Origin of the sequence: Pelagicoccus enzymogenes (assembly GCF_014803405.1) — a bacterium.
Classification (GTDB): domain Bacteria; phylum Verrucomicrobiota; class Verrucomicrobiia; order Opitutales; family Opitutaceae; genus Pelagicoccus; species Pelagicoccus enzymogenes.
Map to the genome: position 1 here is coordinate 317,770 of NZ_JACYFG010000038.1, position 25,370 is coordinate 343,139.

At 58.3% G+C, this 25,370-nt stretch carries 16 protein-coding genes; 7 read left to right on the top strand and 9 right to left on the bottom strand.

Annotated elements, in window-relative coordinates:
* Window positions 1–31 precede the first annotated feature (31 nt).
* From IEN85_RS16085 to IEN85_RS16100, 4 genes are read left to right on the top strand one after another with little or no spacing between them, the layout of a single operon-like run.
* On the top strand, window positions 32–2,245 hold the full coding sequence (locus IEN85_RS16085) for a PAS domain-containing protein (RefSeq protein WP_191618126.1): 2,214 nt from the start codon (window positions 32–34) through the stop codon (window positions 2,243–2,245).
* A 34-nt stretch (window positions 2,246–2,279) separates the two neighbouring features.
* Window positions 2,280–2,654, top strand: coding sequence for a response regulator (locus IEN85_RS16090; protein ID WP_191618127.1), 375 nt, complete (start codon window positions 2,280–2,282; stop codon window positions 2,652–2,654).
* Between the two features lie 5 nt (window positions 2,655–2,659).
* Window positions 2,660–3,718, top strand: coding sequence for a protein-glutamate methylesterase/protein-glutamine glutaminase (locus tag IEN85_RS16095; RefSeq protein ID WP_191618128.1), 1,059 nt, complete (start codon window positions 2,660–2,662; stop codon window positions 3,716–3,718).
* 11 nt (window positions 3,719–3,729) lie between these two features.
* Window positions 3,730–4,584 carry a CheR family methyltransferase gene (locus IEN85_RS16100; RefSeq protein WP_191618129.1) on the top strand — a complete coding sequence of 285 codons (855 nt, stop codon included), beginning with the start codon at window positions 3,730–3,732 and terminating at the stop codon, window positions 4,582–4,584.
* A 62-nt stretch (window positions 4,585–4,646) separates the two neighbouring features.
* On the opposite strand, the gene IEN85_RS16105 is transcribed toward IEN85_RS16100, so the two are convergent.
* From IEN85_RS16105 to IEN85_RS16140, 8 genes are all read right to left on the bottom strand, one after another.
* The gene (locus IEN85_RS16105; RefSeq protein ID WP_191618130.1) at window positions 4,647–6,719 is read right to left on the bottom strand and encodes a hypothetical protein; all 2,073 of its coding nucleotides are present in this window, start codon (window positions 6,717–6,719) and stop codon (window positions 4,647–4,649) included.
* Window positions 6,716–8,713 carry a hypothetical protein gene (locus tag IEN85_RS16110; RefSeq protein WP_191618131.1) on the bottom strand — a complete coding sequence of 666 codons (1,998 nt, stop codon included), beginning with the start codon at window positions 8,711–8,713 and terminating at the stop codon, window positions 6,716–6,718. Before IEN85_RS16110 ends, IEN85_RS16105 begins: the two co-directional genes overlap by 4 nt.
* A 372-nt stretch (window positions 8,714–9,085) precedes the next feature.
* Entirely contained in the window at window positions 9,086–10,432 is a 1,347-nt protein-coding gene (locus tag IEN85_RS16115) for an ABC transporter permease (RefSeq protein WP_191618132.1), read from the bottom strand.
* Between the two features lie 57 nt (window positions 10,433–10,489).
* The gene (locus tag IEN85_RS16120) at window positions 10,490–11,413 is read right to left on the bottom strand and encodes an ABC transporter ATP-binding protein (RefSeq protein WP_191618133.1); all 924 of its coding nucleotides are present in this window, start codon (window positions 11,411–11,413) and stop codon (window positions 10,490–10,492) included.
* Between the two features lie 148 nt (window positions 11,414–11,561).
* Window positions 11,562–13,346 carry an SLC13 family permease gene (locus IEN85_RS16125; RefSeq protein ID WP_191618134.1) on the bottom strand — a complete coding sequence of 595 codons (1,785 nt, stop codon included), beginning with the start codon at window positions 13,344–13,346 and terminating at the stop codon, window positions 11,562–11,564.
* Window positions 13,343–13,933 carry an RrF2 family transcriptional regulator gene (locus tag IEN85_RS16130; RefSeq protein ID WP_191618135.1) on the bottom strand — a complete coding sequence of 197 codons (591 nt, stop codon included), beginning with the start codon at window positions 13,931–13,933 and terminating at the stop codon, window positions 13,343–13,345. Before IEN85_RS16130 ends, IEN85_RS16125 begins: the two co-directional genes overlap by 4 nt.
* Before the next feature lie 143 nt (window positions 13,934–14,076).
* The gene (locus IEN85_RS16135; RefSeq protein ID WP_191618136.1) at window positions 14,077–16,959 is read right to left on the bottom strand and encodes a response regulator; all 2,883 of its coding nucleotides are present in this window, start codon (window positions 16,957–16,959) and stop codon (window positions 14,077–14,079) included.
* Between the two features lie 176 nt (window positions 16,960–17,135).
* The gene (locus IEN85_RS16140) at window positions 17,136–17,783 is read right to left on the bottom strand and encodes a hypothetical protein (RefSeq protein ID WP_191618137.1); all 648 of its coding nucleotides are present in this window, start codon (window positions 17,781–17,783) and stop codon (window positions 17,136–17,138) included.
* Window positions 17,784–18,049: 266 nt separating this feature from the next.
* Here IEN85_RS16140 and IEN85_RS16145 point away from each other — a divergent pair, with 266 nt between their 5' ends.
* Window positions 18,050–22,018, top strand: coding sequence for a PAS domain S-box protein (locus IEN85_RS16145; RefSeq protein WP_191618138.1), 3,969 nt, complete (start codon window positions 18,050–18,052; stop codon window positions 22,016–22,018).
* Here IEN85_RS16145 and purU read toward each other — a convergent pair.
* Complete coding sequence (gene purU, locus IEN85_RS16150; protein ID WP_191618139.1) at window positions 22,015–22,875, bottom strand: formyltetrahydrofolate deformylase; 861 nt, start codon at window positions 22,873–22,875, stop codon at window positions 22,015–22,017. The genes IEN85_RS16145 and purU overlap by 4 nt on opposite strands.
* 234 nt (window positions 22,876–23,109) lie before the next feature.
* Between purU and IEN85_RS16155 the strand changes: the two genes are divergently transcribed.
* Together IEN85_RS16155 and IEN85_RS16160 are read left to right on the top strand one after the other, a co-directional pair.
* Window positions 23,110–23,910, top strand: a complete 801-nt coding sequence (locus IEN85_RS16155) for a DUF3450 family protein (RefSeq protein WP_191618140.1) — start codon at window positions 23,110–23,112, stop codon at window positions 23,908–23,910.
* A 24-nt stretch (window positions 23,911–23,934) separates the two neighbouring features.
* Entirely contained in the window at window positions 23,935–25,368 is a 1,434-nt protein-coding gene (locus IEN85_RS16160) for a MotA/TolQ/ExbB proton channel family protein (protein WP_191618141.1), read from the top strand.
* The last annotated feature ends 2 nt before the right edge of the window (window positions 25,369–25,370 follow it).

Consider the following 25,370-nt stretch of genomic DNA (forward strand, 5'->3'; position numbering starts at 1 on the left):
ACTCGTATTATCCACAGCATCGCTTATAGCTTTGCCAGCCGTTGCAGTCCTTGTCGCTCTGCAATTTCAAGCCGGAAACGTCACTCTATCACTTCTCTCCGCGATAGCGGTCGCGATCGGTGTGGCGGTGATGCACTTCTTCGTCGTCAGTCCGATAGACCGTCGCATCAAGTCGGCGGCGACAGCCATCGAAGCGCTTTCGAAAGGTAAGCTTTCGAGCGAATTGGATACTGAAAGCAAGGACGAGCTCGGCGATCTCGGCCGTTCCTTGCAGGCCACCTGCTCCGGCCTGAAGAAGACCTTCGAGTCAGAGGAGATAGACTGGGACAAGGTGGCGGAGTTAAAAGTGATTTCCAAGATAACCGACATGACGAGCATCGTTTCGGAGGCGGACCTGAAGGGCACGATTGTTTCCTGCAACGACAAGTTTTGCGAGGTCTCCCAGTACGGTCGCGACGAATTGATCGGGCAGGGGCACAACATGACGCGCCACCCCGACATGCCCAAGAGCGTGTTCAAGGAGCTTTGGGGAACCATCGGTCGAGGCAACATTTTCAGGGGCATGGTCAAGAACCTCAAGAAGGACGGCACTCCTTACTACGTGGACGCTGTGATCGCTCCGGTGATGGGCGAAAACGGAAAGCCGCGTAAGTATTTGGGAGTTCGATACGACGTGACGGAGTCGGAGATCGAGCGTCAGAACGCGAAGGGAATCTTGTCTGCGATCGATGACGCCTTCGCCTATATCGAATTCGATACGAGCGGGAACATCCTCACTGCCAACAAGAACTTCTTGGAAGCGATGGGCTACCAGTTGGACGAAATCGCAGGCAAGCACCATCGCACTTTCGTGACAAGCGACTACGCCCGCTCGTCGGAGTACGCAGCGTTCTGGGCAGATCTGAAGGATGGAAAGTCCTATTCCGGAAGCTACAAGCGCATCGCCAAGGGGGGGCGGGAAGTTTGGATACAAGCTGTCTACGCTCCTGTGATGGACGAAGTCGGTCGTGTGATCAAAGTGGTGAAGATCGCTACGGACGTCACCGAAGCTAAGATCGAATCGATCAACAACGAGCGTCAGCTCGCGGAAGCGAATCGCAACCAGGCAGTGATCGAATTCGACAACAAGGGAATGATCCTCTCGGCCAACGACAATTTCCTCTCCTGCGTGGGCTATTCGCTGAATGAGATCCAAGGAAGGCACCACAGTATGTTCGTGGACGAAGAGTATGCGAAGTCTACTGAGTACGCGCAGTTCTGGACAGATTTGAACAACGGTCGCTTCCAGACCAGCGACTACAAGCGACTTGCCAAGGGTGGTAGGGAAATTTGGATACAAGCGACTTATAACCCGCGTTTTGACGCTTCGGGAAATGTGAATAAGGTGATCAAGTTTGCCACGGACATCACCGCCAAGAAGGCGGCGGAAGAAGGGCTAACCCGCACTCTCGCTCTCGTAGCCGAGCATTCGCAGACCTTGGCCTCTGCCGCGGAGGAGCTATCCGCCACTGCGCAAAGCATGAACACCAATACGGCGGATACGGCGCGTCAGGCTGGTGTGGCCAGCTCGGCTTCCGAGCAGGTTGCCACCAACATCTCTATGGTGGCGACAGCAGCCGAAGAGATGAGCGCCTCGGTGCAGGAGATCGCCAAGAACGCTGCGGAAGCGGCTCAAGTGGGCGCGTCTGCTGTTGGGGTTGCCGCCTCGACCAATGAGACGGTCTCGAAGCTGGGAGCTTCCAGCGTGGAGATCGGCGAGGTCATCAAGGTTATCACTTCGATCGCGGAGCAGACGAACTTGCTCGCCTTGAATGCTACCATCGAAGCGGCCCGGGCTGGCGAGGCCGGCAAGGGGTTCGCGGTGGTCGCCAACGAGGTCAAGGAGCTGGCCAAGCAGACGGCCGCTGCCACGGAGGACATCTCGATTAAGATTCAAGCGATCCAGACCGACGCTTCCGGAGCGGTCTCCGCGATTGGCGACATTTCGGAGATCATCCGCCGCATTAACGATATTCAGAACGAAATCGCGAGCGCGGTGGACGAGCAGTCCGCTACAACCAACGAGATTGCTCGCAACGTATCGGAGGCTTCCCGCGGAAGTTCGGAGATTTCCGAGAATATCGTAAACGTCTCCAGCGCCGCCCAGTACACGACTGAAGGCGCCAACGATACGCTGACGGCGGCCCAAGGTCTGGCCAAATTGTCCTCGGAATTGAAGGCGATCGTAGAGAACTCCCGCAATTAGTTTTGAGTCAAGTATCTAAATATAGGATACGTTAATGAAGTCGATCGTGATAGACGATAGTCGTACTGTTCGTAAGATGCTTTGTCACTACATGCAGTCTCTAGACATTGAAACGGTGGAGGCTGAGGATGGCTGCGATGCCTTGTCGCTGCTGGGTGAAGAGGATCCTTCGAGCATCGAGATTGCCTTGGTCGACTGGGACATGCCTCGGATGTCGGGGATCGAGTTTCTTAAGGAGATTCGATCCTGCTCGGAGTTTTCGCATCTGAAGGTGATGATGGTGACTTCCCATAACAAGCCGGAAGACTTGATGCGGGCGATCGAGCTAGGAGCGAACGAGTTCCTGATGAAGCCCTTCGACGAGGATATGTTTCGTGACAAGATGCGTATCCTAGGCATGGCCAATTAAGCGTGATGAAGAAGATTCGTGTTCTAGTCGTCGATGACACGGCGGTGATGCGTAAAATCGTTTCAGAGGTCGTCGATCGCGACCCGGAAATGGAGACGGCTGGAGTGGCCGCGAATGGGCGGATCGCCTTGCAGCGGGTCAACCAGGTGAGTCCCGACTTGATCACGCTGGACATGGAGATGCCGGAGATGAATGGCATCGAGATGGTGCGCGAGCTGCGCAAGACGCATCCACGCATCCCGGTCATCATGCTGAGTTCCCTCACGGTGAAGGGTGCGGAGGCAACCTTAGACGCCTTGCAGGCGGGGGCCAGCGACTATGTTGCCAAGCCCGCGCGATCCATCGGAATTCCCGCAACCTTGCAGCAGCTGCAAACGGAGTTGCTCCCCAAGATTCGCCACTTCTTTCCGAAGAAGAAGGAAGTCTTGCCGGTGCTAGCGCCACGTTCTACGTCGCTCGCTCCGAAGCGTCGGCAACGCATCGAAGTGGTCGCGATTGCTACCTCTACCGGAGGCCCGAATGCCTTAGCCCGCGTTTTCGAGCAGTTGAAGGAGCCCTTGCCGGTACCGGTGGTGATCGTGCAACACATGCCCCCTATCTTCACGCGCACCCTGGCGGAGCGGCTTGACGCTTGCTCGGGAATGAAGGTGGTGGAAGGCGAGGAGGGGCAGGCGCTGCAAGCGGGACATGCTTACCTCGCCCCCGGCGGCTACCACATGGAAACCAAACGAGAAGGGGTGCGGGTGGTGTTGCGGCTGAATGAGAATCCTCCCGAGAATTCCTGTCGCCCGGCGGCGGACGTGCTTTTCCGTAGCGTGGCGGCTTGCTACGGTGGTTCAACTTTGGCGGTTGTCATGACTGGCATGGGGCGTGATGGCTTTTTGGGTACGCAAGTCATTTGCGATCGAGGAGGCGTTGCCGTGGCGCAGGACCAAGCTAGCAGTGTCGTGTGGGGAATGCCCAGCTTCTTGGCGAAAGAGGGATTGGCGGAAAGCGTGTTGCCGCTCGACCAAATTGCTGGGGAAATCTCGAAGCGGGTAAGCGCTTCCATGCAGCTACGCTAGGCCGAACCAGCATGACGATCTCGGAAGCCCATTTCGCGTTTATCAGCGAACTCGCGAGAGAGCGGGCGGCGATCGTTTTGAAGCCCGGCAAGGAGTATCTCGTTGTCTCGCGCTTGGAACCGCTTGCCCGTACTAGCGGTTTCGATTCTTTGGACACGTTCGTCGACGAGATGCGGCGGGAGCTGGGATTTGGAAGGCTGCAAAGGATGGCGGTGGAGGCGTTGACTACGAACGAGACCTTGTTTTTTCGCGATCTGCATCCCTTCGAAGCGATCGAGCAAAAGCTTATTCCGGAAATCATGGCCCGTCGTGCTTCGGAGCGGCGTATCGATATCTGGTCAGGGGCGAGTTCCACGGGTCAAGAGGCTTACAGCATTGCGATGCTTTTGCGTGAAAAGTTTCCCGAGCTTTGTAGTTGGAAAGTGAATATTATTGGCACGGACCTTAGCGGTAAAGCGGTGGAAAAGGCCCGAAGCGGAATTTACTCGCAGCTCGAAGTTAATCGCGGCTTGCCCTTGCCCTTACTGTTCAAGTGTTTCGACAAGTTGGGCGACGATTGGCAGATAAAGCCGGACTTGAAAAAGATGGTGGAGTTTCGCCAGATGAATTTGATCGAACCGTGGCAGGGCTTGCCTCGATTCGATTTGGTGATGATGCGAAACGTGCTGATCTACTTCGATCTGCCGACTCGCAAGAAGATTTTGGACGGTATTCAAAAGGTGATACATCCAGAGGGGGCTCTCTTTTTGGGAGCGTCCGAAACGACTTTGAACGTGGTCGACTGTTGGCAGGTTGAGAATTGCGGGCGTACCTTGGTCTACCGCGTGCAAGGACGAAGCAGCGTGAAGCCTGCGGTGTCGCCCTAGAGGCGTGTTCGGAGAACCCGCACCACCTGTATACTCGCTAGTCAGTACTCGCTTCGAAATTGTTACCAGATGATTTCGGAGCTGTAGTCGATGTTTTGGTTTACCAGATGGGTGAAGCCCAGTGTTTGCAGTTGTTGGCGTTCGGATTCGCTCCAGATTGGCAGTTTTATGAGTTCTTCGGTGCCGCTGTATTGGGCGGTTTGCGCCTTGGCTAGCAGGAAGGCTTTTGCGGTGAGCAGGCGTTCCGAGTCGGGGAGTGATTGAATGCTCGATACAGCTTCGTATGGGCTTTTTTTGCTGAGTTCCCTTCCTTTTTCGATGCGGGCGAGGGCTTGATTGAGCTTTGGGTCGTCGGCTGGGTAGTCGTCGGGAAGCGAGTTACTGGCGATACTGAGGTAGATGTCGTCGTGGAAGGGGTGGGAGTCGATGGCTTGCTTGAGCTCTTTGTCTTCGAGGTAGGCACTGAGTTCGATGCTGTTGGCGACGATGAGGGTTTCGCTGGGAGTTTGGGCGACGCCGAGGTATGCGATTTTGTTGGGATCGAAGAGGGATTGCTGCAGGGCTGCAGTTCTGGCGGACTCCAGGATGTTTTGGGCTTTTTCTGGTGGGAGGTCTTTCAGGAGGTGCGGAAGCTGGTCCAGGTTCCTGACGCTTGCGTTCGAGGTGAATTCGTAGCTGCCGAGGGTATTGTAAACCCAGGTAGGGTCAGCGGAAGAAATGATATTTTGGATACGGTCGGGGGCGATTTCGTGGGCGGAGAGGATCATGCCGGGGCTGAGGCTCCAAAGCAGTTGCTCTTCGGAGAGCGAGTTCAGGGTCTCTTTGGCGGCGGCGAGATAGGCGGGTGGCCAGACTTCGAGTTTGCCGATTTCGAGTACCTGCATGAGACGCTCCGGAGTGGGGGCTTCGCGGGTGGTACGGGTTACGATGGCGTCGCTGAAGTCTTTGTCCGATTGCAGCATGAACCGCTCGAGGGTCTCTAGGATGGGGTGATCGTTCTGCAGGCTCAGATAGAGGGACTTGATGGATTGGAGGTCTTCGACTTGATGGAGATAGGCGGTGAATTCTTCTTTGAGGCGGATGATGTGGCAGTGCTCGGGGGCGGCCTTGATCGTCCTGAAGATGCTGGCGTGGTTTTGTTGTTCGGAGTCGGCTGAAATCCCCTCGCAGATCCAGAGTCCAGCGTCCTCCCATTGGGCAAATCCTTTGGATGCGAAGAGGTGTTTGAAAAAGGGGGCATGCTCGGAATCGAACTCGTAGGAGATGTCATGGAAGTCTCCTTGTTGGCGAACCCAATCTGCTGCGGCCGCGGGATGGGCTGCCGCGTAGGAAACGGCGAAAGTCGTTCTTTCGTAGCCTTGAAGCTTTGAGGCGTAGCTGAGTAGCTGGTTTTGGGCTATGTAGTCGTGGAGTTCCAGGCCGAAGGATATTTCCTCCCAGTCGGTGAGTTCCCAAAACTGCAAGGCGAGGTCGAAGAGCGACTTAGCGCTTGCTTCGTCGATTATGGCCTGAGGGCTAGCGATTAGCTCTCTGTTTTCCCAGAGCAGGCTGGGATCGAGCTCAATGAGTGTACCCAGAAGGTCGCTACGGAGTCGGTTCTTGAGTCTCTGGTTTTCAACCTTTGGCAAAAGCTCCAGAAGCGCCATGGGCTCCATGTAGGATAGGTGGTAGGAAGGGTAGAGCTTGGTTTGGTTTTCTTCGCTGAGCGTTTTGTATTTCGCTTCCGAATACTCGAGAAAGGAGTCGGGCGCGGTGCGCATCCATTCGGAGTGGAAGGCTCCGCGCAGGTCGTAGTTGGGGTAGTGCCAAATGTCGGGGGAGAGGATGGCCAAGTTTCCTTTCGGGTTTTGGCGGGCGGCGTAGCAGCCGATGGCGATCATGCGTCCGTATCGCTCGGTTTCGTCATCGAGCGAGAGAGCGTGGTCGAGTTCGCGGCGTGGATCGAAGGGTTGGGAAAAGGGGAAGCTCGGAACGGTGAAGGTATCGCGTTGCGGACTGGTTGGCGTCTGAAGCTCGGCGTCGGATGTGTCAGCGGTAGTGAGAGGCGACGAGAGCTGTGGTTGTCCAAGCCAGAGTCCTAAGGAAAAAGTGGATACGGTTCCAGCGATCAAGCTTATCCGTTTTAGCGTCTTCATAGGGTCGTTCCTCTGTAGAGTGCGTCGTGGATCTTCAGCTTTTCCTCTTGGCTAAGCTGAGGGGAGGTGAGGAGACGTTGGGCCCGGCTCCGCAGGTTGCTCCAGTGGAATTGGTCGATAGCGGAAGTGAGGACGTTGACGAAGACCTCGGGGGCCTCTTGCCGCAAGAGGAGGAGTTGATCGGTGTTGTCGGTTTCTTCCTGGAAGGCGTTTGCGGTGCGATAGAGGTAGTCGTGCTGGGTGGAGAGTTGAGCCAGTTCCTGCGAGGTACTGAGTTCTTGCTCGGGCTCGCTATTGTTCAGGCAAAAGGTGAGGAGGGCGATTTGGGAGCTCGGGGAGCTAAGGTCGCCTGCTTGAAAATAGGAGAGAGCAGTCTGATGATCTGCCGTGTAGGCAAGCGTTTCGCCGATTTGAGCGGCTTGCCTAGCATTTATGTTTTGAGGCGATTCGTGTTTGAGGATTTCGGTCGAGAGGTAAGGTTTTTGGCGTATCAGGTTTATGAGTACGTCTGTTTGTTGCTCGAAGGTCCCGCTTTCGAGGATCATGCCGAGTTCCTCGTCTTCCGCGGAGAAAGCTATCATTTGCAGTTGCCGCTGCTTTTCCGAGCCTTGGAGTGTTTCTATGGAATGTAGGTAGCGTTCGGGATCGAATTGCCAGAGGGTGGCGGCGCTGCGGGTATCGTTGGGGAGAAAGTCCTGAGCTTCGGGGTAAAGGTCGCAAAGTGCAGCGAAGGTGGCGGCGTCCTTCGCCGATAGCGATTTTTCGAGGGCGGCGTTGAGGACTTCGGCGCTTCGCAGTTCAACAGGGACTTGGGAGAGGGTGCTCAAGGCGTCGGTGGAGCTGCCGGTGGCGAGTTTGCTGACAAGAGCGATTTGGGCCGTGCCTTGGTCGTATGCGGAGATCAGGCGGATGAACTCGCTGTCGTCGTAGAATTGGTTGGCAGTGCTTAGGACGAGGTTGCGAGTCCTAGGGCTAAGGTCGGGGATCTTGAGCAGTCTCTCTGCGATTTCGCGGTTGATGGCGACGCCCATTATTTCGGCGCTGAAGCCGTTGGCGTTTTGCCGCCAGAAGCTGGGGTGTTGGCTGAGGAAATCGAGCAGCTTGCGCTTTTCTTCGTCGCTGAGGGAGCGTTCGATGAGGTGCCAGACGAAGAGGGCGGAATCGAGGCGTGCGATGGTTTCGGGGGAGGCGGTTCCGCTTTGGGCGATGGCGCCGACAATGGTAGCGGCTTGTTGGGGTTCTTTGAGGATGAGATGGGTGGCAGCGTCTAGGTAGCGACGTCCTATCTCGATGGCTAACGGGATGTCAGGTTGGATGCCCTCCTCTAGGTAACGCTTGGAGTTGGTCCAATAGTTGTGGGCGGCTTGAGGGAGTTCTTTTTCGGAAAGTTTAGAGAAGGCCGCTTGGGGACCGAGAAGTTGGAGCCGGTACGGGAAGAGGAGCTCGGGGTGTTGTTGAGAGATGCCGTCTATGAATTGATCGGCGAGCAAAGAGCGTAGGTCGGGGTCGCCGATCAATTCGACGGTGCGGGCGGCTCCGGGGCGATTTTGCAGGCCGAGGTTGAAGAAGACGCCCGAGAGGTTGTCTAGAAGATCTGGATACGTATGGTTCAGCTGCTCGGTGAAGAGTGCGAGGCCGGAGCTGTCGAGGCTTGCCCATTCCATGTAGAGAGCGAGCGGGAGGTCGCCGCGGAAACGGGTCCAGCCTTCAGGATACATGGCTTCGAGGAAATAGGGCATATCTTCGACGGCGAGCTGCTTGGCGAGGGCGTAGTAGCTGGCGCTTTGCAGGGAGAGCGAAGGCTCTTCGAGCATTTGCAAGAAACGGTTTCGCCAGAGGGCCCGCAGTTCAGCCGGGGACGAGCTGGAGTGGAAGGCGGGCGCGGCGGATGGACTTTCTTCAGGGGCCGAGGGGCGAGAGTCGCGCCATTGGGCGACGCCGTAGCCGAGGGCAAGGCCGAGAGGGAGCAGTAGCAGCGAAGAGTGGCGTTTCACGGGGAGTGGAGCTTTGGGGTCCAGTCGCGGGCGAGCGGACGGCGCCGTTTGAGGGAGCGGCCCGGAATCGCGTCACACACAACTGAGTTGATGCCGATTCTCATTAGTTTGCCTACGAGTGTAGGAGTTCCAATAAAATTCGTACAATCTCTTATTCGCGTCACAAAGCGCTTTCGGATTCCATTCCTGCCCAGAAAAGGTGGGAGCCAGTGATCAGACCACTCGCTTAGGTGGTCAGACCACTGGAGTCGAGGCGGAGCCGCGGTTTTGGGAAGGAAGGGAGTGGCTGCCGTTTGGGTCGTTCCTTGGCTGGCGAGGATTGCCGACCAAGCCAAGCGCTCGAAGCCGACCCGGCTTTTGAGGAGCTTTGTCTTAGCGAAAGAGGTCCCCGGTCTTGAAGCGCCAGGTCGAGATCAGGTTGAGCGCTAGGGCGATGCCGGCGAGCACGCCGAGTTGGGGAATCAAGGCGAATAGTCCTGCCTCTTCCCAGAGGGCTCCCAGGTAGGACTCGACACCCCAGTAGACGAGGGTGAACTTGCCGATGACTTGCATGGGCTCGGGCATCATGCTGAGCGGGAACCAGGCACCGCCGAGGGCGCTCATGCTGATGATGAGCAGGGTGCCGAAGCCTTGGGCTTGTTGGGGCGTTTTGGATACGGAGGCAAGGAACATGCCGAAGGCGGTACAGGCCGCCGAGGCGAAAAGGCTGACGACGAAAAGGTTGAGGAAATTGGGGAAGACGTCGACTTTGAAAAGGAAGGAGGAGGCAACGAAGAGGGTGAGGGCCTGAACGACGCCGAGGATGGTATTGAAGATGAACTTGGACCAGAGGATATGGGTGCGTTTGACGGGCATGGAGAGCAGGCGGAGGAAGATGCCGTCGTTGCGTTCCTCGAAGAGGGAGGCGGCGGATCCGGTGGTGGCAAAGAGGAGGAACATGATGGCGTAGCCGCCGATCATGCGGGTGAGGTAGGGATTTTTGACTTCTTTGCCGAAGACTTGGTCTTCCTCTATCTGGATGAGATCTTGGAGGAGGCCCTCGGATGAGGCAGCCGAATCGGAATCGGAGGAGTCGGAGCTCAGAAGTTTGCTTAAGCCTTCGAAGCCCATGTTTTGCCGGATCTCTTCGTATTCAACATTCTCGTACGTTAGGCTAATCAGGGCGGCGAACCCGTCCATGAACTCGGTGTATTTTTCTTCGCCCATGAACTGGCGTTGATAGCGGTCGAGCTGCCCGGACATGAGCTGGGGCAATTGGGTGAAGACAGCTTTTTGCACGAGCCCGTTTATGATTTGGGCTTCGATCTGGTTCTTTGGATTGGATAGAAACTCGAGACGCAGGCCGATGCCATCTTCCTTGAGGTAGTCTTGGGGAATGATGAGGGCGAAGTTGTAGTCGTGGTCCACGATGCCTTGGCGGATGGAGTCGCGGTCGAGGGGTATGCGCGTTTGCTCGGGGCCGGCGGTATCGCGGATCAATTCGATGCTCTGCTCCGCTTCGAGACCTTCAATCAGGGCGTTGGCGGTGGGATCGCCCGACTCGTTGTAGATGGCCAGCTTGATGTTGGAGGAGAGGCCTCCGTTGTCGCCGGCGCCGGAAAAGATATTCCCCACGATGTAGATGACGAAGAAGGGGACCAGAAAGGTGAGCAAGATGGCGGTCTTGTCCTTGAAGAACAGAGTGAAGTCCTTGCGAACGAGAGTGAGGATGGCGTGCATGGGAAAGAGGTTCTGGATTTGGGAAGGCTGTGGTTTCGCGACCAAGGTCGCTCCTACTTACTCGCGGAGCTCGCGGCCGGTGAGGTGGAGGAAGAGGTTTTCCAGTGAGGGGCGAGCGATTTGGAAGTTGGCGGCATCGAGGCCTTGTTCCTCCGTCCAACGGAAGAATTGGGAGAGCTTGAAGCCTGCTTGGGTCTTGAGTTGCAGGAAACTGCCGTCCTGGACGACTTCGCCGAATTGTTGTAAGGCGGCTTGGTTGGCGAGGTCCAGAGAATGGGCTCGGGCTCGGATGATGTTGGTACGAGGAAGTTCCTGAAGCAGCGTATCGAGTGTTCCAGTACGCAGAATATTCCCGGCGTCGATGATGGCGATCTGGTCGCAGAGCCGTTCGGCTTCTTCCATGTAGTGCGTCGAATAGACGATGGTCATGCCTTCGGCTTTCAGCTGGAGCAGGGTTTCGAAGATGGCATTGCGGGATTGGGGATCGACGCCGACAGTGGGCTCGTCGCACAGCAAGATCTTTGGCTTGTGCATGAGGGCAGCAGCGATGTTGAGGCGCCGTTTCATGCCTCCTGAGAACTCCTTGACCGCGGAGTGTCGTCGCTCCGTGAGCTGGGCCACTTCAAGAGCGTATTGGATTTGATGCGAAAGCTCTTTGCCGGAAAGGCCGTAGAGCCTTCCGAAGAGCTTGAGGTTACTTTCTGCGGAGAGTTCCTTGTAGAGGGCAATGTGTTGGGGTGAGAGGCCTATTTTTTTCTTCTGGGCAATATTGTTGGGATCGATGGACTTGCCTTCGAGGGTGAGGGTGCCGGAGTCTTGTGTCAGAAATCCGGATACAATGCTCATGAAGGTGGACTTGCCGGCTCCGTTCGGGCCGAGGAGACCGTAGAAGCTGCCGGCTTCGATAGAAAGGCTGAGGTCTTGCAACGCTTGGGTAGAGGCAAAGCGCTTGGAAAGGGATTCGGCTTTAAGGAGGCTCATGACGGTAGCTTTTAGGGGTACGTCTATGTACACAGGAACCCTAGCACAGGTTACGGTCGCTGCGCAGTGCCGTTTGGCCTGTCTTGGATAGGCCGATAGTAATGGGACCCTTGAGTCTCTGGCGAAATTCGCGGCGCTGTCTTGCAGTCTAGAAGCTCCAGACTTGCGGGATGACGAGCATGGCCAGCAGGAAGGCGAGGGCGTTGAGGGGAATGCCGATTTTGAGAAAGTCGGCGAAGCGGTAGCCTCCAATGCCGTAGACGTAGGTGTTGGTCTGGTAGCCGATGGGGGTTGCGAAGCTGGCCGAGGCCGCGACTGCCACCGCTACGAGGAAGGGGCGCGGGTCTACGCCGAGGTTTTGGGCTGCTCCGATGGCGAGGGTGGCCATGAGGACTGCGGCCGCGTTGTTGGAGAGAATTTCGGTAAGGATGGTGGTGATAAGGTAGATCCCGGCCAAGAGCGCGAGCGGGCGCCAGGCTTCGGCGACGAAGCTTTGGGTGGCGTGGACGAGGGTGGTGGCTACAAGGTCGGAGGTCCCGCTGGTTTCCAAGGCTTTGCCGACACCGAGCATGGCGAAGATGAGGAAAAGGATGGGCCACTGGATAGAGCGGTAGGCGTCTTGAGTGGCGAGGCAGCCGGTGATGAGCAGAAAGGCCGCGGCGACGATGGCGGCTCCGGCTATGGGAAGCAATCCGGCAGCGGAGACGACGATCATGGCTGCGATGGCGAGCAGGGTGAGAAGGCGGTTGCGGCTGGAGGCGGGCGACTCGATTGGCGTCTCGTCGATCACTACGAAATCGGGTTCGCCGCGCAGCTTGGCGATGGCCTCGTTGCTGCCGAGCAGCAATAGGATGTCGCCGCCTTTGAGTTGGGTTTGGGCGACGTTTTCGTTGAGGTTGCGGCCATTGCGGTGGATGGCTACGGGGGTTAGTCGATAGCGTTGGAAAAAGTTGAGACCATCGGGAGTATTGCCCGCAAGATGGGTCTCGGAGCGCAGGGCGACTTCCACGAAGCCGCCCGCCGCGGAAGTGATTTGCTCCATGCCGCATTGCTCCATGAGGGAGGAAAGTGGGTCGCCTTGGGCGAGGGTGCGAGGGCTGGCTGCGATGAGGATGCGGTCGCCGGTTTGAAGGGGAACGTTATTGGGATCGGAGTCCAGAGCGATGCCGTGTCGGATGACTTCGAGGACGCGCAGGCCGCTGCGTTGGAAATTGGGTAGAGAGGCGAGGCACTTGTCTTCGATGGGGGAGCCTTCGCTGAGGAAGGCTTCGATGATGTATTCACGCCGTTGCTCTTCGCTCAGGATCGAGCTGATGGTTTCGCGATGCGGCAGCATGCGGTAGCCGACCAACAGGAGGTAGAGCGTTCCCGCGACGAGGAGTGGGATGCCGACCCATGCCAGCTCGAAGAGGCTGAAGGCGGGCAGGGAGTGGCTCTCGGCGACGGAGCTGATGACGATGTTGGTACTGGTGCCGACCAAGGTGCAGGTGCCGCCGAAAATGGAGGCGAAGGAGAGGGGGATGAGCAGCTTGGAGGCAGGGATGTCGAGCTGTTTGGCCAGCGAAAGCACCACGGGCAGGAAGACGACGACGACGGGAGTGTTGTTGATGAAGGCCGAGATGGCCGCGACGACGAGGATGAGTAGGGGGAGCACCAGGGTGACCTGGGCGTTGGGGAAGGATTGCAGCTTGCGGGCGATGGACTGTATGGCGCCGCTTTTCTCAAGGGCGGCGCTGATGATGAACATGGCCCCGATAGTGATAGGGGCGGCGTTGGAGAAAGCGTCGAGGGCGTCCTGGGTGTCCAGTATTCCGGTGACGAGCAAGAAGGAGAGACCGAGGAGGGCCGTCAATTCTGCCGGGATGCGCTCGTAGGCGAAGCTGGCGAGCATGGCTAGCAGGGTCAGCAGGACGAGGACGATTTCCCAGTTCATTTGGTCGGGGGGTGAGATTTGGTGGTTGGGGTGGAAAGCTCGCCGGCGAGTTCGGCGAGAAAGCCGTCCCTAGGGTCGGAGGGATTGGCGGGGGCGGGTCTTTGCCCCGCGTTTTGGCTCATGCGCAGGAAATAGTTGTCGGCTCCAGTGCGGCGGATCTTGCGCAGGGTGACTTCGACGACGTCCTTGAGGCTGTAGCGGTCGAGGATGTTGGAAACCGCGTTGCGCACGTCGATCATGATCATGCGCAGGCCGCAATGCTCCTCGTCGGGGCAGGAGCAGCGCTCGTAGGCGGATTGGCTGGCGCAGCTTATGGGGGCGAGCGGTCCGTCGAGGGCGCGTACCAGTTCCCCTACCTTAATCGTAGAGATGTCGCGGGCGATGTAGTAGCCGCCAGCTTTGCCGCGCTGGGTTTTGACGAAGCCGTCCTTGCGGAGCTGCAGGAAGATTTGTTCGAGGAATTTGGTGGGCAGGTTTTCTGCCTCCGCGAGGGTGGAGAGCGGGACGCGATCGTGGTCGAGCGAGTGGGCGATTCCGAGGTCGATCATGGCGCGAAGGCCGTATTCGGCTTTTTTGGGGAGCTTCATGGAGCAGGGGCTGCGGGTTGGGGGAATAGAAGCACGGCCTGTTTTGCCGCACTTTTTGGAAGTAACTAATTGCTACAAAATTAGTATAGAATCAAGCCGAGACGAATCCCGGAGATTCGTTTCGGGCCTTGCGGCGAGGGCCCTTAGTTCGAGAGGTGGCGGTGGATGGTATTGCCGAGGAGTTCGGCGGAGACGGGCTTGGTCAGGAAGTCGTCGAAACCGTGGGAGAGGCAGGTTTCCCGCATGAGGTTTGAGGCGTGGGCGGTAACGGCGATGCTTTTGGTTTGCTGCTCGAAGTCGGGGATTTGCTTGAGTCGATTGAGGATTTCGAGGCCGTCCATGTCTTTGAGGGAGATGTCGATGAGGGCAGCTTGGTAGCGTTTCTGCCGCGCTTTTTCGATGGCTTGGGGACCGTCGCTGGCGAAGTCGACTTGGTAGCCGAGCTGGTCGAGCACGTAGCTGATGTAGCGAGCGTTTTCGGGATTGTCCTCTACGAGAAGGATTTGGGTATGGGGCCGGGCCCGGGGCGTTGCGGCGGGAGGACTTTTGGCGGAGGGGTCGCTGGGGGTGGAGGGGAGGCTTTTTTTGAGGGTGACGGGGAAGGTCGCGATGAAGCGGCTACCTTGCGGGGAATTGGGTTCGTAGGAGATCTTTCCGTCGGCTTGGGTTGCCAATTTCTTGCAAATGGCGAGTCCGAGACCGAGTCCTTCGTGCTCGCGGGTGAAGGAGCTGTCGGCTTGGGTGAAGGGGGAGAAGAGGGCGTTGCGGAAGGTTTCGGGAACGCCGGGGCCCTGGTCTTCCACGATGACGTGGAGGGTACAGCTGGTGAGCGTTTGGGAGAGTCCGGTGGTGATCTTGACGGGGGCGCCGCCTGAGTACTTGAGGGCGTTTTCGAGGAGGTTGAGGAGGATTTGGGCGATGTTGAGCTTGGGGCCGCTCAGGGTGGCGCTGGGGAAGAGGGCTTGCAGGGAGTCGTTGCCGTTTTGGAAGGTGACCTGGCCCTGCTGGGCGTTGAGCTGGGCGTAGTCGCGGACTTCCTGCAGGAGGGTTTCGTGGGTGAAGCTTTGAGGGTGGGCGGGGGACTCGTCCTGGCTGAGTTGGGTGAACTGGAGGATGCGGTCCACGACGTTGAGCATGTGGTTGGCTCCAGTGAGGATGCCGCTGGCGAACTCGGCGGCGTCGGCGTTGTCGCCCGAGTTGGCCTCCAGGAGTTGGGCGTAGCCGATGATGGGATTGAGGGGGGTGCGCAGTTCGTGGCTCATGACGGAGAGGAATTCGTCCTTGGCCCGGCTGGAGGCTTCGGCCGCTTCCTTGGCCTTGAGGAGTTGTTGCTCGAATTCGACGCGTTTGCTGACGTCGTTGATCATGATGAGGGCATGGGGCCGTTCTTCGATTTCTACGGTGCCGGCGTAGACTTGGGCGTCGAAGGCGCTGTTGTCGTCTCGTTGCTGGGGGCTCTCGAACTGCAGGGAGTTGGTTTCGGCGAGGCGTTCGATGCTTTTCGCGATGGTGTGGCGGGAGCCGGTGTTAGGGGCGTCGAAGCGGGCGAGTTCGCTTTGGCGCAAGTCTTCCACGCTGACTTTGTAGAGGTCGGCGGCGGCTTGGTTCCCGTCGACGATCTTGCCGTTTTGGGGATCGGCGAGCAGGATGGGCGAGACGGAGTTGTAGAAGAGGCTGGAGAAGCGGGCTTCCGAGCGGGAGAGGTCTTTAAGGGCGTCCTTGTGGGCTTGGATGATGTCGACGAGGCGACGTCGCATAGCGTTCAGGTTGTCGGCCAGTTGCTGGAGTTCGATGCTGGGGAGGATTTTCTGGGGGGGCATGCGGTAGGGCGTGCCGAGCTTCTTTTCGTCGAGTTCGGAGAGGTAGGTGGAAAGGCCGATCAGGTTGTGCACGAGTCGCTTCTGGAAGACGAGCAGGACGAGGAAGCAGAGGAAGGCGAGGATGGCTAGGATGTTGAAGAGGAGGAGGTAGGCGCGGGCCCGCTCGCGGATGTTGTCGCTGGTGGAGAGGGCTTCCGAGCGGGCGCTCTCGAAGGCGTCGAACTCTTCCACGGCGATGGATTTGAGGCGGGCGTGGGCTTGGGAGAGCCAGTCTTGGCTTTGGGTGAAGAGGAGGTTGGCGTCGCCGATGCGGCGCTCGCGTTGGCGGAGCTTGTCGAGGATTTGGTCGGAAATGGCGACGGCGGAAGCGGAGTGCTTGGCCCATTTGTCGTAGAGGTCGTTGACGACGGCGAAGCCGATGCTCTCGGAGCTGTCGAGCAGCTCTTGTGCTTCGTCGAGGCGGCGGGTGATTTGCTGCATGTTTTCTTCGTACTCGGCGCGGGTGCGGCGGTAGCGCTGGGCGTCGGGCTCGACGTGCAGCACGATGCGTTGCTCGGAGATGCGAGCTTGGTAGGAGTCGCGGTCAGCGTTGAGGATGAGGCTGATGGCCCTGCCGATGTCTGCTAGGTCGGATCCTGGCTTGATGTTTTCGAGTTGCTGGTCGGCGCGTTCTCCGAGGGTGTCGATGGAGGCCCGGAAGGGGATGAAGGCTTGCTCGGCGAGCTCGTGGGAATGGGCGCGGGAGGCGATTTGCTGGGATAGCTCCTCGGTGAGTTGGATGATGCGGCGTTCCTCCTCGATCCAGTTGTCGATGGTTTGCTGGTGGTTGTCCCAGTCTTTTCTGAGGGAAACGGGCAGCGTCTTGGTCACGACGCCCAGGGTGGACTCCATATTTTGCAGGCTGTCGCGGGCGTCGTTGATGAGTCGTTGGATTTCGTCCTGGGAGCGGGTGAGGTAGGTAGACTTTATTTGGGCGATGCGGGCCTGGTTGGCGTCGCGGATGGTGTTGAGCAAACCGGTGAGGCCTTCGTAGGTTTCCTGGAGCCGGGGGGCGTTTTCGAAAACGAGCGGGTTGAACTGGTGGTCCACGATTTGCTCGGTGTCGGCGACTGCCTCGCTGAGTCGTTGGCGTCCGAGGATGAGGAGGATGCTGAGGCTGCCGAAGGCGAGCAGGAGGATGGTGAAGAATTGGGTTCGGAGCTTCATCGCTGGGGCAAAGGCGGCTGGGAGGAATCAAGCTGTAAGGGCTGCCCCCTAATTGCAAGCTGTGGGATGCAATCGAATCGGGGGAGCTCGGCAAGCGGAAGGGGGTGGATTTTGGATACAAAAAAACGCGAGCCAGTTAGCTCGCGTTTCGAGGGAAAGGGGTGCGTCGCCTCCGTTTAGGCGTCGGGAAGTTTTTGTTCGATGCTGCGGGCGCGGGACTTCCAGAAGAAGGCCTCGTCACTGATCGCCTCGATGAGGGAGCGGGCGGTGGCGGCGTCGCCTTCTTCGCTAGCGAGGTAGGCCAGTCGGTACTGGGCTTCGGCTTGGGCGAGGGCGCTGGGGTCGTTGGCGATGCCTTGCAGCAGGCTTTTCGCTTCGCTTGCCTTGCCTTGGTCCATCAAGGTGACGGCCAAAGCGATCGTGGCAGCTTGGTCGATGGGCGCGGCGGCGCTTTTGGAGGCCTCGCGGTAGTAGCCTTCGGCCTTGGCGAGCTCGCCGGCGCGGTAAGCTTCGTCGCCGAGTTCCTTGAAGGCGAAACCGCTGAGCGGCTTTCCGGATTCCTCTGCGGCCCAGGCGGCTTTCGCTTCCGAAGTGTTGGCGGCCAGGTATCCTTCCTTGAGGCTTTCCTCCGCTTTGCTCTGCATGAATTTGATGCCTTGGTAGCCGAGGAAGGCGGCGAAGATGAAGGCGATGGATCCGATGAGGATGCCTTTGTTCTTTTCCCAGAACATGATGGCCTGATCCTCGAGGTCTTGGATTTCTACTTGGTTGGGACCGACGATGTTGCGTTCGTCGCTTTTGGGAGAGGTGCTTTTATTTGCCATGTCTGGAAGGAATGATGGTGGGCTGCCGCCCTACAGGTGTAATTTTGGGAAAAGGTCCGTCAGTGAAAGCGTTTCGCGGCCGATTTCGAGATCAATTTTTGCGCGGGCATTGGGCGGCGGCGGACGAGGCTTGCGAGGGGGGCTTTCAAAACGGGGCTTTAGCAGGCTTTTAACCGCAGCCACCCTTGACGAAAGGACCGTTCCAGAGGAGTTTTGACGCCTCTATCCCCCTTGATCGCGTACCGTATAAATTTCGCTAGTTTGAAATGACCGAAGACGAAGCAAACTCCAACGTTGCGGGCGGCTTGGAGAGCCTTGGATGCTTGGAGCAGTCGACGGCTGAGGCCTTGTTGCGGACCTTGGACGAGCATGTGATCGTGGGAGTGACGGACGCGAAAGGCGTGATCACCTACGCGAACAAGCAGTTTTGCGAGATCAGCCAGTACTCGAGCGAGGAGCTGGTGGGCAAGACGCACCGCGTGATCAACTCCGGCTACCATCCGAGTTCCTTCTGGAAGGCGGTTTGGAGCACGATCAAGTCGGGGACGAGCTGGAAGGGGCAGGTTTGCAATCGGGCTAAGGACGGGAGCCTTTACTGGGTGCAGACGACCATTCACCCGATCGTGGGAGCCAGTGGCGAGATCGAGCAGTACGTGGCGTTTCGCACGGACATTTCTTCCCAGAAGGAGGTGGAAAACAAGCTGCGCAATTCTCAGATGCACCTGCAGGAAGCCTCACGGGTGGCGAAGGTGGGCTCCTGGGAAGTGGACCTGGTGGCGGGGAAGGTTTCCTGGTCGTGGACGACCAAGATGATCCACGAGGTGGCGCCGGACTACGAGCCGACCATGGAAGCGGGAATCGAGTTCTATCCGGAGGGGCCGCATCGCGATCGTATCACCTATTTGGTGGAGCGAGCGATCTCGACGGGCGAGCCCTTCGACGAGGAGTTGTTGATCCGGACCGCTGCCGGTAAACCGAGGTGGGTGCGGACGATCGGCCAAGCGGAATCGGTTAATGGGCAGTGCGTGCGGCTGTATGGCGTTTTTCAGGACATCGACAGCAATCGCAGGTTGCTCGAGGAGAGCGAGCGGACTGCTTCGCTATTGAGCAACTTGGTCGACTCTGCCACGGAGTTCGGACTCATCGCTACCGATCCGGAAGGCGTTATCACCCTGTTCAATGCTGGGGCGGAGAAGTTGCTCGGCTACCGGGCGGGGGAGTTGGTGGGAAAGGTCACGCCGGCCGTCATCCATCTCGAGAGCGAGGTAGAGCAAAGGTCGATCGAGCTTTCGGAAAGGTTTGGAAAGCCGGTTTCTGGGTTTGAGGCCTTCGTGAAAGTCTCGATTGAGGAAGGAAGCGAGCAAAGGGAATGGACTTACGTACGCAAGGACGGCTCCCATGTCCCGGTGTTGCTGGTTGTAACTCCCATGCGCGGCAAGCACGGGGAGATTTCGGGCTTTTTGGGAATTTCGCGGGACCTCTCCGCTCAACGCAAGGCCGAGAACGAGTTGAAGGACAGCGAGGAACGGTTTCGCCGCTCCTTCGAATTCTCGGGCATCGGCATGGCTATCGTGTCGATGGAAGGGCGTTGGATCCAAGTGAACCGCTCTCTGCTCGAGATGCTGGGGTACGAGCGCGACGAGCTACTGAAGCTTACGTTCCAGGACATCACCCACCCCGACGATTTGGAAGCGGACCTCGAGTTGCTGGAGGAAACGGTCGCTGGAACGCGTCAGAGCTACAGCATGGAGAAGCGCTACTTCCATGCGAACGGGGAAATTATCTGGGTGAAGCTCAACGTTTCGCTGGTTTCCGACGTGGAAGGCAGGCCGATCCACTTCGTCTCCCAGATCGAGAATATCTCGGACAGCAAGCGGCTGGCCAGCCAGATGCAGGCGGTGAGCGAACGTTTGGCCCTCGCCACCCGGGCGGGCGGAGTGGGGATTTGGGATTACGACATCCAGAAGGAGTCTCTTATTTGGGACGAGCAGATGCTCAAGCTCTACGGAGTGACGCGGGATCAGTTCGCGGGCGACATTTCCGACTGGCGGAAGGGGATCCATCCGGAAGACTTCGCTGCAACAGTGAAACTGGTGGAGGCGGCGGTTGCTGGCGAAAAGGAGTTCAACACGCACTTCCGCGTGGTTTGGGCGGATGGAACGGTGCGGCACTTGCGGGCCTTGGCGATCGTGCAGCGAGACGAGAAGGGAAACGCGACCCGCATGGTGGGAACGAACTGGGACGTCACGGATTCCGTCAAGCAGCGCGAGGAGCTGAGGCAAATGGCGGAGCAGGCGGAGGAGGCCAGCCGGGCCAAGAGCCAGTTCCTCGCCAACATGAGCCACGAGATCCGCACCCCAATCAACGGCGTGATCGGCATGACGTCCTTGCTGCTGGATTCCCCTGGGCTAAGCGACGAGCAAATCCGCAAGGCTCGGGTCATCCAGTCGAGCGGGGAAGCTTTGCTGGCCTTGATCAACGATATCTTGGACTTTTCCAAAATCGAAGCGGGCAAGCTCGACCTCGAGATTCTCGACTTCGACTTGCGCGAGACCTTGGAGGACTTGAACGCGCTGTTGGCATTGAAGGCCAAGGAGAAGAAGTTGAGGTTTACCTGCCGCGCGGACAGCGCCGTGCCAGACTGCTTGAGGGGCGACCCTGCACGTTTGCGCCAGATCTTGCTGAACCTTGCGGGCAACGCCATCAAGTTTACGAACGAAGGCAGCGTGAAGGTGGAAGTGTCGCTCGAATCGCGTGACCTGAGCGAAGCGGAGCTCCGTTTCGTGGTGACGGACTCTGGTATTGGCATCAGCTCGGACAAGGTGAAGACGCTCTTCCAGGAGTTTACCCAAGCCGATTCCAGCACGACGCGTCTTTACGGTGGAACAGGGCTAGGCTTGGCGATCAGCAAGCAGCTGGTTCACTTGATGAATGGCGAGATCGGGGTCGAAAGCGACTTGGGGCGCGGCTCCAAGTTCTGGTTCACGGTTCGCTTTCCGTACAAGGGGGTTGAGCACGAGGAAGGGCTGCATCGCCGTTTGAGGGGAAAGTCCGCCCTAGTGGTGGGGCTGGGGCAAAGCCAGCGAGTGGAATTGCAGGAGTACCTCGAAGTATGGGAGCTGCGCTCCACGGTCTGCGCGTCTCCGCGCGAGGCATTGCTGGCGTTGCGGGAGGAGGCGAGCGTAAGAAAGCGCTTCGACTTTCTGTTCTTTGACCCGAAGGACGACCCTGAAATCGTTGTCCAGCTCTTGGAAGAGGCGCGTCGCATCCAACCCAGCCCGCTGCCTCGTATGGTCTTGTTCGCGACCGGCGCCTTCGAAACGGCGGACAAGGATTGGGTTTGCCTGCGCCAGCCTTACCGTAGATTGGAGCTCTACAATGTCATGGTGGCGGGACTGGAGAAAGAGGAGCCCAAGGTGGCCGAATCAGGAAATCCGGCGCCTGCCTGCTTCTCCTCCCTCAATGCGAGAGTGCTGGTGGCCGAGGACAATGTGGTGAACCAGATGGTTGTGCGCGGAATTCTCGGAAAGTTCGGGATCCATGCCGACACCGTTGCAAACGGCCTGGAGGCCTTGGAAGCATTGCAGCGAATTCCCTACGATCTGGTGGTCATGGACGTGCAAATGCCGGAACTCGATGGGCTCGAAGCGAGTCGCCGTATCCGAGCCGGGGTGGCTGGAGAGGGGGCGAAGTCGGTCCCAATCATCGCCTTGACGGCTCACGCGCGTCCCGAGGACAAGCAAGACTGTCTCGACGCCGGGATGAACGAGTATGTTTCCAAGCCTGTCGCGCCCAAGGAGCTGTTCAAGGCCTTAAGCCGTTTCCTGGTCGATGAAAGCGATTCGGAAGACGGTATCGGGAATTCTGATACGGACACGGTGGACACCAGCGTTTTCGACCGAGCTCAGCTGATAGCGGGAATGATGGACGACGAGGCGCTCGCCCGCGAAATAGCAGAGCTGTCGCTGGTCGATTTGAGGAGGCATCGAGACCACTTGGAGGCCACGTTTCGTTCTGGCAACATGGGCGAAATTTTACGCAGCGCCCATTCGATCAGAGGCGTGTCTGCTCATGCATGCTGCGGCCGCTTGAATCGCTTCTCCACCTCAATGGAGGAGGAAGCTCGCAAGGGGAACCTGCAGGCCCTGCAAGCGAGCCTTGCGGAATTGATGGAGCTCTTGGAAGAGGGGATGGAAGCGCTTCAGGCGTTTCTCGACGAATCTCGTGCTGGCTAGTCGAATACGACGGTCTTGTTTTCGTAGACGAGGATTCGGTTTTCCAGATGCCAGCTGACCGCTTGCGCCAGGGTGAGCTTTTCCAGGTTGCGCCCCTTTCGCACCAAGTCCTCGACCGAGTTTCGGTGGGTGACGTGGGCGACGCTTTGGTGGATGATCGGGCCCTGGTCGAGGTCAGGCGTGGCGTAGTGGGCGGTGGCTCCGATGAGCTTCACCCCGCGGCTGTGGGCTTGGTGGTAGGGTTTGGCTCCGGCGAAGGCGGGGAGGAAGCTGTGATGGATATTGATGACCGGTTTTCCGAAGGTATCCAAAAAGATGGGACTGAGCACTTGCATATAGCGGGCCATAATCACGAGCTCGATGCCTTCCTGCTTGAGCAAGGCGAGCTGCTTGGCTTCCGCGTCAGCCTTGTTCGCCTTGGTGACGGGAATGTAGTGGTAGGGGATACCGTAGGTTTTGGATACCTCTTCGAGGTCCTTGTGGTTGGAAACGATAAGGGAGATTTCGCAGGGGTACTCTCCGGACTTCCAGCGAAGGATCAGATCGTGGAAGCAGTGGTCGAACTTGGAAACGAATATGGCGACCTTTGGCTTGTCTCCGGAAATGGCGACCTTGGTTTTCATGCCGATCGAGTCGCCGAACGACTGGAAGGCGCTGGCGGTCTCGCGGGGATCCGACCCGTCGTCGATGGACCACTCCACTCTCTGGAAAAACACGCCCGCTTGGGCGTCGCGGTGTTGGTCGGCGTGGATGATGTTGCCCCCGTTGTTGAAGATCCATCCTGAAACTTTGGATACGAGACCCTTTTGGTCTGGGCCGGATAGGAGGGCGACGAGGCGTGAGGGAGATGAGTTCATGGAAACGAATGAAAGGGATCTGGATCGATCCGTTGGCCTCGAAGATCGTCGCCGCAGGGCGAGAGGCAAGCTTTTGATCGCCTGGCTGCGGTTCCGGGCGTTTCGTGCGTTTCCGAAATATTCGTGAGATTGACAAGTCGCTGTGTCGATGTACTTTAGGGAAATCTCCTCTTCGTTCCGCCGTTGTTCGGAGCGTTCGAGCTGAAGGTCCCCCACCCACCTCATTGTTCTATTATGTTGTACCGAAACCGAGTCTCCTCACGTCTACTTCGTTTTAGCCTTGGAGGGATCGCATTGGTCTGGGGAGCGGGCGTCTCCTTTGGGCAGTCGTCCGCGTCAGGGGTGGGCCAACTGGAATCGCAAACCGATCGCTGGATCTCGCTCCAGTCCAAGATCGCCAAGGTGGAAGCGGACTGGAAGAGCGAGAAAGCCATGTTGGAAAGCTCGATCAAGCTCTTGGAAGCGGAGCAAGCGACGCTGCAGGAGAACCTGAAGGCCAACAAGGCAGCCAGCGACGTTTTCGTAGCGAACCGAGACCGCATTCGATCTCGGGTCGAGGAACGTCGCGCGGGCTTGCGCACGCTGTCGACTCCCTTGGATACAATCGAGTCGACCTTGAGGGAGCTGATGCCGCGTTTGCCGTCCCCTCTACGGAACGAAGTGAAGGCCCACCTCAGCCGTATCGATTCTTCGGATGCGGAATCGGCCGCCTCTACTCCCACGCGGGTCCAAGCCTTGGTTGCAGCCTTGTCGGCGGTGGATCGATTCAGCAACTCGCTGACGAGCGCCCGGATCAGCCGGCCGGGGCCGAGCTCTGGAGAGGTGAGCGTGCGGGTCCTCTATTGGGGCTTGGCGGGCGCCTACGGGGTGGACGATGCGAACCGCCGCGCCTGGGTGATCTCTCCTGGCGCGACCGGGTGGGAATGGGAGGAGCGCAGCGACATTTACGACGATGTATTCGAGCTATTGAAAGGCTACGAAAGCGAGACGGACAGCCCTCGGATGATTTCCTTGCCCGCGTCGATCGAACAATAATCCCGCCCCTCAAAGAAAGCAGACATGACAGATCCCATACCTCTCTCGAAACACTTCATCGCTCTGTTTTCGATAGCGGTGATAGGATCAGAGGCGCTCGCGCCAGCCAACGCGGTGGCCAAGGATATTGACGAGATTGCTCCCGAGATCGAGCAGTTGGTCGACAGCAGCTTGAAGGAGTACCAATCGCTGGAAGAGTCGATCGCGGAAGAGAAGGTTCCTATGGTTATCCGTTTGTCGGAGCTGGAGGAAGCGAACCTGCAGTTGCGCTCCGAGGTCGAGAGCTACCGTTTTCTCAGCGACAAGTTGAATCTGGAAATCGGGGAACTCACGGAGGAAGGAAGGGCTTTGACCAGTCAGGTCGATTACGTCGAATCGGCTTTGGAGAACTTTTTGGTGAAGTTCGAGAGCCGGATCAACATGGCCGAGGGCCAGCGCTTTTTCGACGAACTTGAATCCTTACGGGCCAAGACCTCGGATCCACAGGCTGACGTGTCTCAGCGATTCGAGGGATTCGTGAGCGCCATGGAAATGTCCCTGCAGCGGGCGGAACGCGCGCTGGGCGGGGAGCTGTTTCCCGGCAAAGCCATCGACTCGGAAGGCCGTATCTTCGCTGGACAGGTAGCGATCTGGGGACCAAGCAGCTATTTCCTGAGCGACGATACGCAGCAAGCAGGGGTGATGAGCTACAACCCGGGAGCCTTGGAGCCGGGAGTGACCTTTTTGGAAGGCGAGGCGGCCGGCGCCTTAGCCGCCTTCATAACCAACCGATCGGGAGAAGTGCCGCTCGACGCTACTTTAGGCGACGCTCTTACTTTTGAGGTTTCGCGAGGAAACGTCGTCTCGCACATCAAGCAGGGCGGAATCGTGGGTTACTTCATCTTGCTGCTGGGGGCCATCGCTGCGGGGGTGAGCCTCGTCAAGCTACGCGACTTGAAAGGCTTCTCCGCGCCTTCAGCCGAAACGATCGAGGAGTTGTCCCGTTTGGCTCAGGAGGATAAGATGCCGGAAGCTGCCTCCAAGTTGGAAGCGATTCCAGGCGTGGCCAAGGACGTGCTGGCGACCGGTCTGCGCAACATTAATAAGAATGTTCTCTTGCTGGAGGAAACGATGTTGAGCGTGATTCTGCGGGCCAAGCCCAAGATGGAGCGCTACCTGCCCTTCCTTGCGATCACTGCTGCTGCGTCCCCCTTGCTCGGCTTGCTCGGTACCGTGGTGGGCTTGATCAAAACCTTTGCCCTCATCACGCTCTATGGAGCGGGGGCTCCCAACGCCTTGTCCTCCGGCATTTCGGAAGCTCTGATCACCACGGAGCTCGGCTTGATCGTGGCTATTCCCACTCTGATTTTGCACGGGCTCTTCTCGCGAGTGATCCGTACGCGTATCGGAGTATTGGAGCAGGTAGCCTTCGATTTCGTAGAAACCACCAACGTCGAAGCTCCACGAAAGGAAGCCTAAGC

Excerpts from the sequence above, each read along its gene's own strand:
- IEN85_RS16090 (WP_191618127.1), top strand. The coding sequence starts at position 2,280 with ATGAAGTCGATCGTGATAGACGATAGTCGTACTGTTCGTAAGATGCTT.
- IEN85_RS16095 (WP_191618128.1), top strand. The coding sequence starts at position 2,660 with ATGAAGAAGATTCGTGTTCTAGTCGTCGATGACACGGCGGTGATGCGT.
- IEN85_RS16100 (WP_191618129.1), top strand. The coding sequence starts at position 3,730 with ATGACGATCTCGGAAGCCCATTTCGCGTTTATCAGCGAACTCGCGAGA.
- IEN85_RS16105 (WP_191618130.1), bottom strand. The coding sequence starts at position 6,719 with ATGAAGACGCTAAAACGGATAAGCTTGATCGCTGGAACCGTATCCACT.
- IEN85_RS16115 (WP_191618132.1), bottom strand. The coding sequence starts at position 10,432 with ATGCACGCCATCCTCACTCTCGTTCGCAAGGACTTCACTCTGTTCTTC.
- IEN85_RS16120 (WP_191618133.1), bottom strand. The coding sequence starts at position 11,413 with ATGAGCCTCCTTAAAGCCGAATCCCTTTCCAAGCGCTTTGCCTCTACC.
- IEN85_RS16125 (WP_191618134.1), bottom strand. The coding sequence starts at position 13,346 with ATGAACTGGGAAATCGTCCTCGTCCTGCTGACCCTGCTAGCCATGCTC.
- IEN85_RS16130 (WP_191618135.1), bottom strand. The coding sequence starts at position 13,933 with ATGAAGCTCCCCAAAAAAGCCGAATACGGCCTTCGCGCCATGATCGAC.
- IEN85_RS16135 (WP_191618136.1), bottom strand. The coding sequence starts at position 16,959 with ATGAAGCTCCGAACCCAATTCTTCACCATCCTCCTGCTCGCCTTCGGC.
- IEN85_RS16140 (WP_191618137.1), bottom strand. The coding sequence starts at position 17,783 with ATGGCAAATAAAAGCACCTCTCCCAAAAGCGACGAACGCAACATCGTC.
- IEN85_RS16145 (WP_191618138.1), top strand. The coding sequence starts at position 18,050 with ATGACCGAAGACGAAGCAAACTCCAACGTTGCGGGCGGCTTGGAGAGC.
- purU (WP_191618139.1), bottom strand. The coding sequence starts at position 22,875 with ATGAACTCATCTCCCTCACGCCTCGTCGCCCTCCTATCCGGCCCAGAC.
- IEN85_RS16155 (WP_191618140.1), top strand. The coding sequence starts at position 23,110 with ATGTTGTACCGAAACCGAGTCTCCTCACGTCTACTTCGTTTTAGCCTT.
- IEN85_RS16160 (WP_191618141.1), top strand. The coding sequence starts at position 23,935 with ATGACAGATCCCATACCTCTCTCGAAACACTTCATCGCTCTGTTTTCG.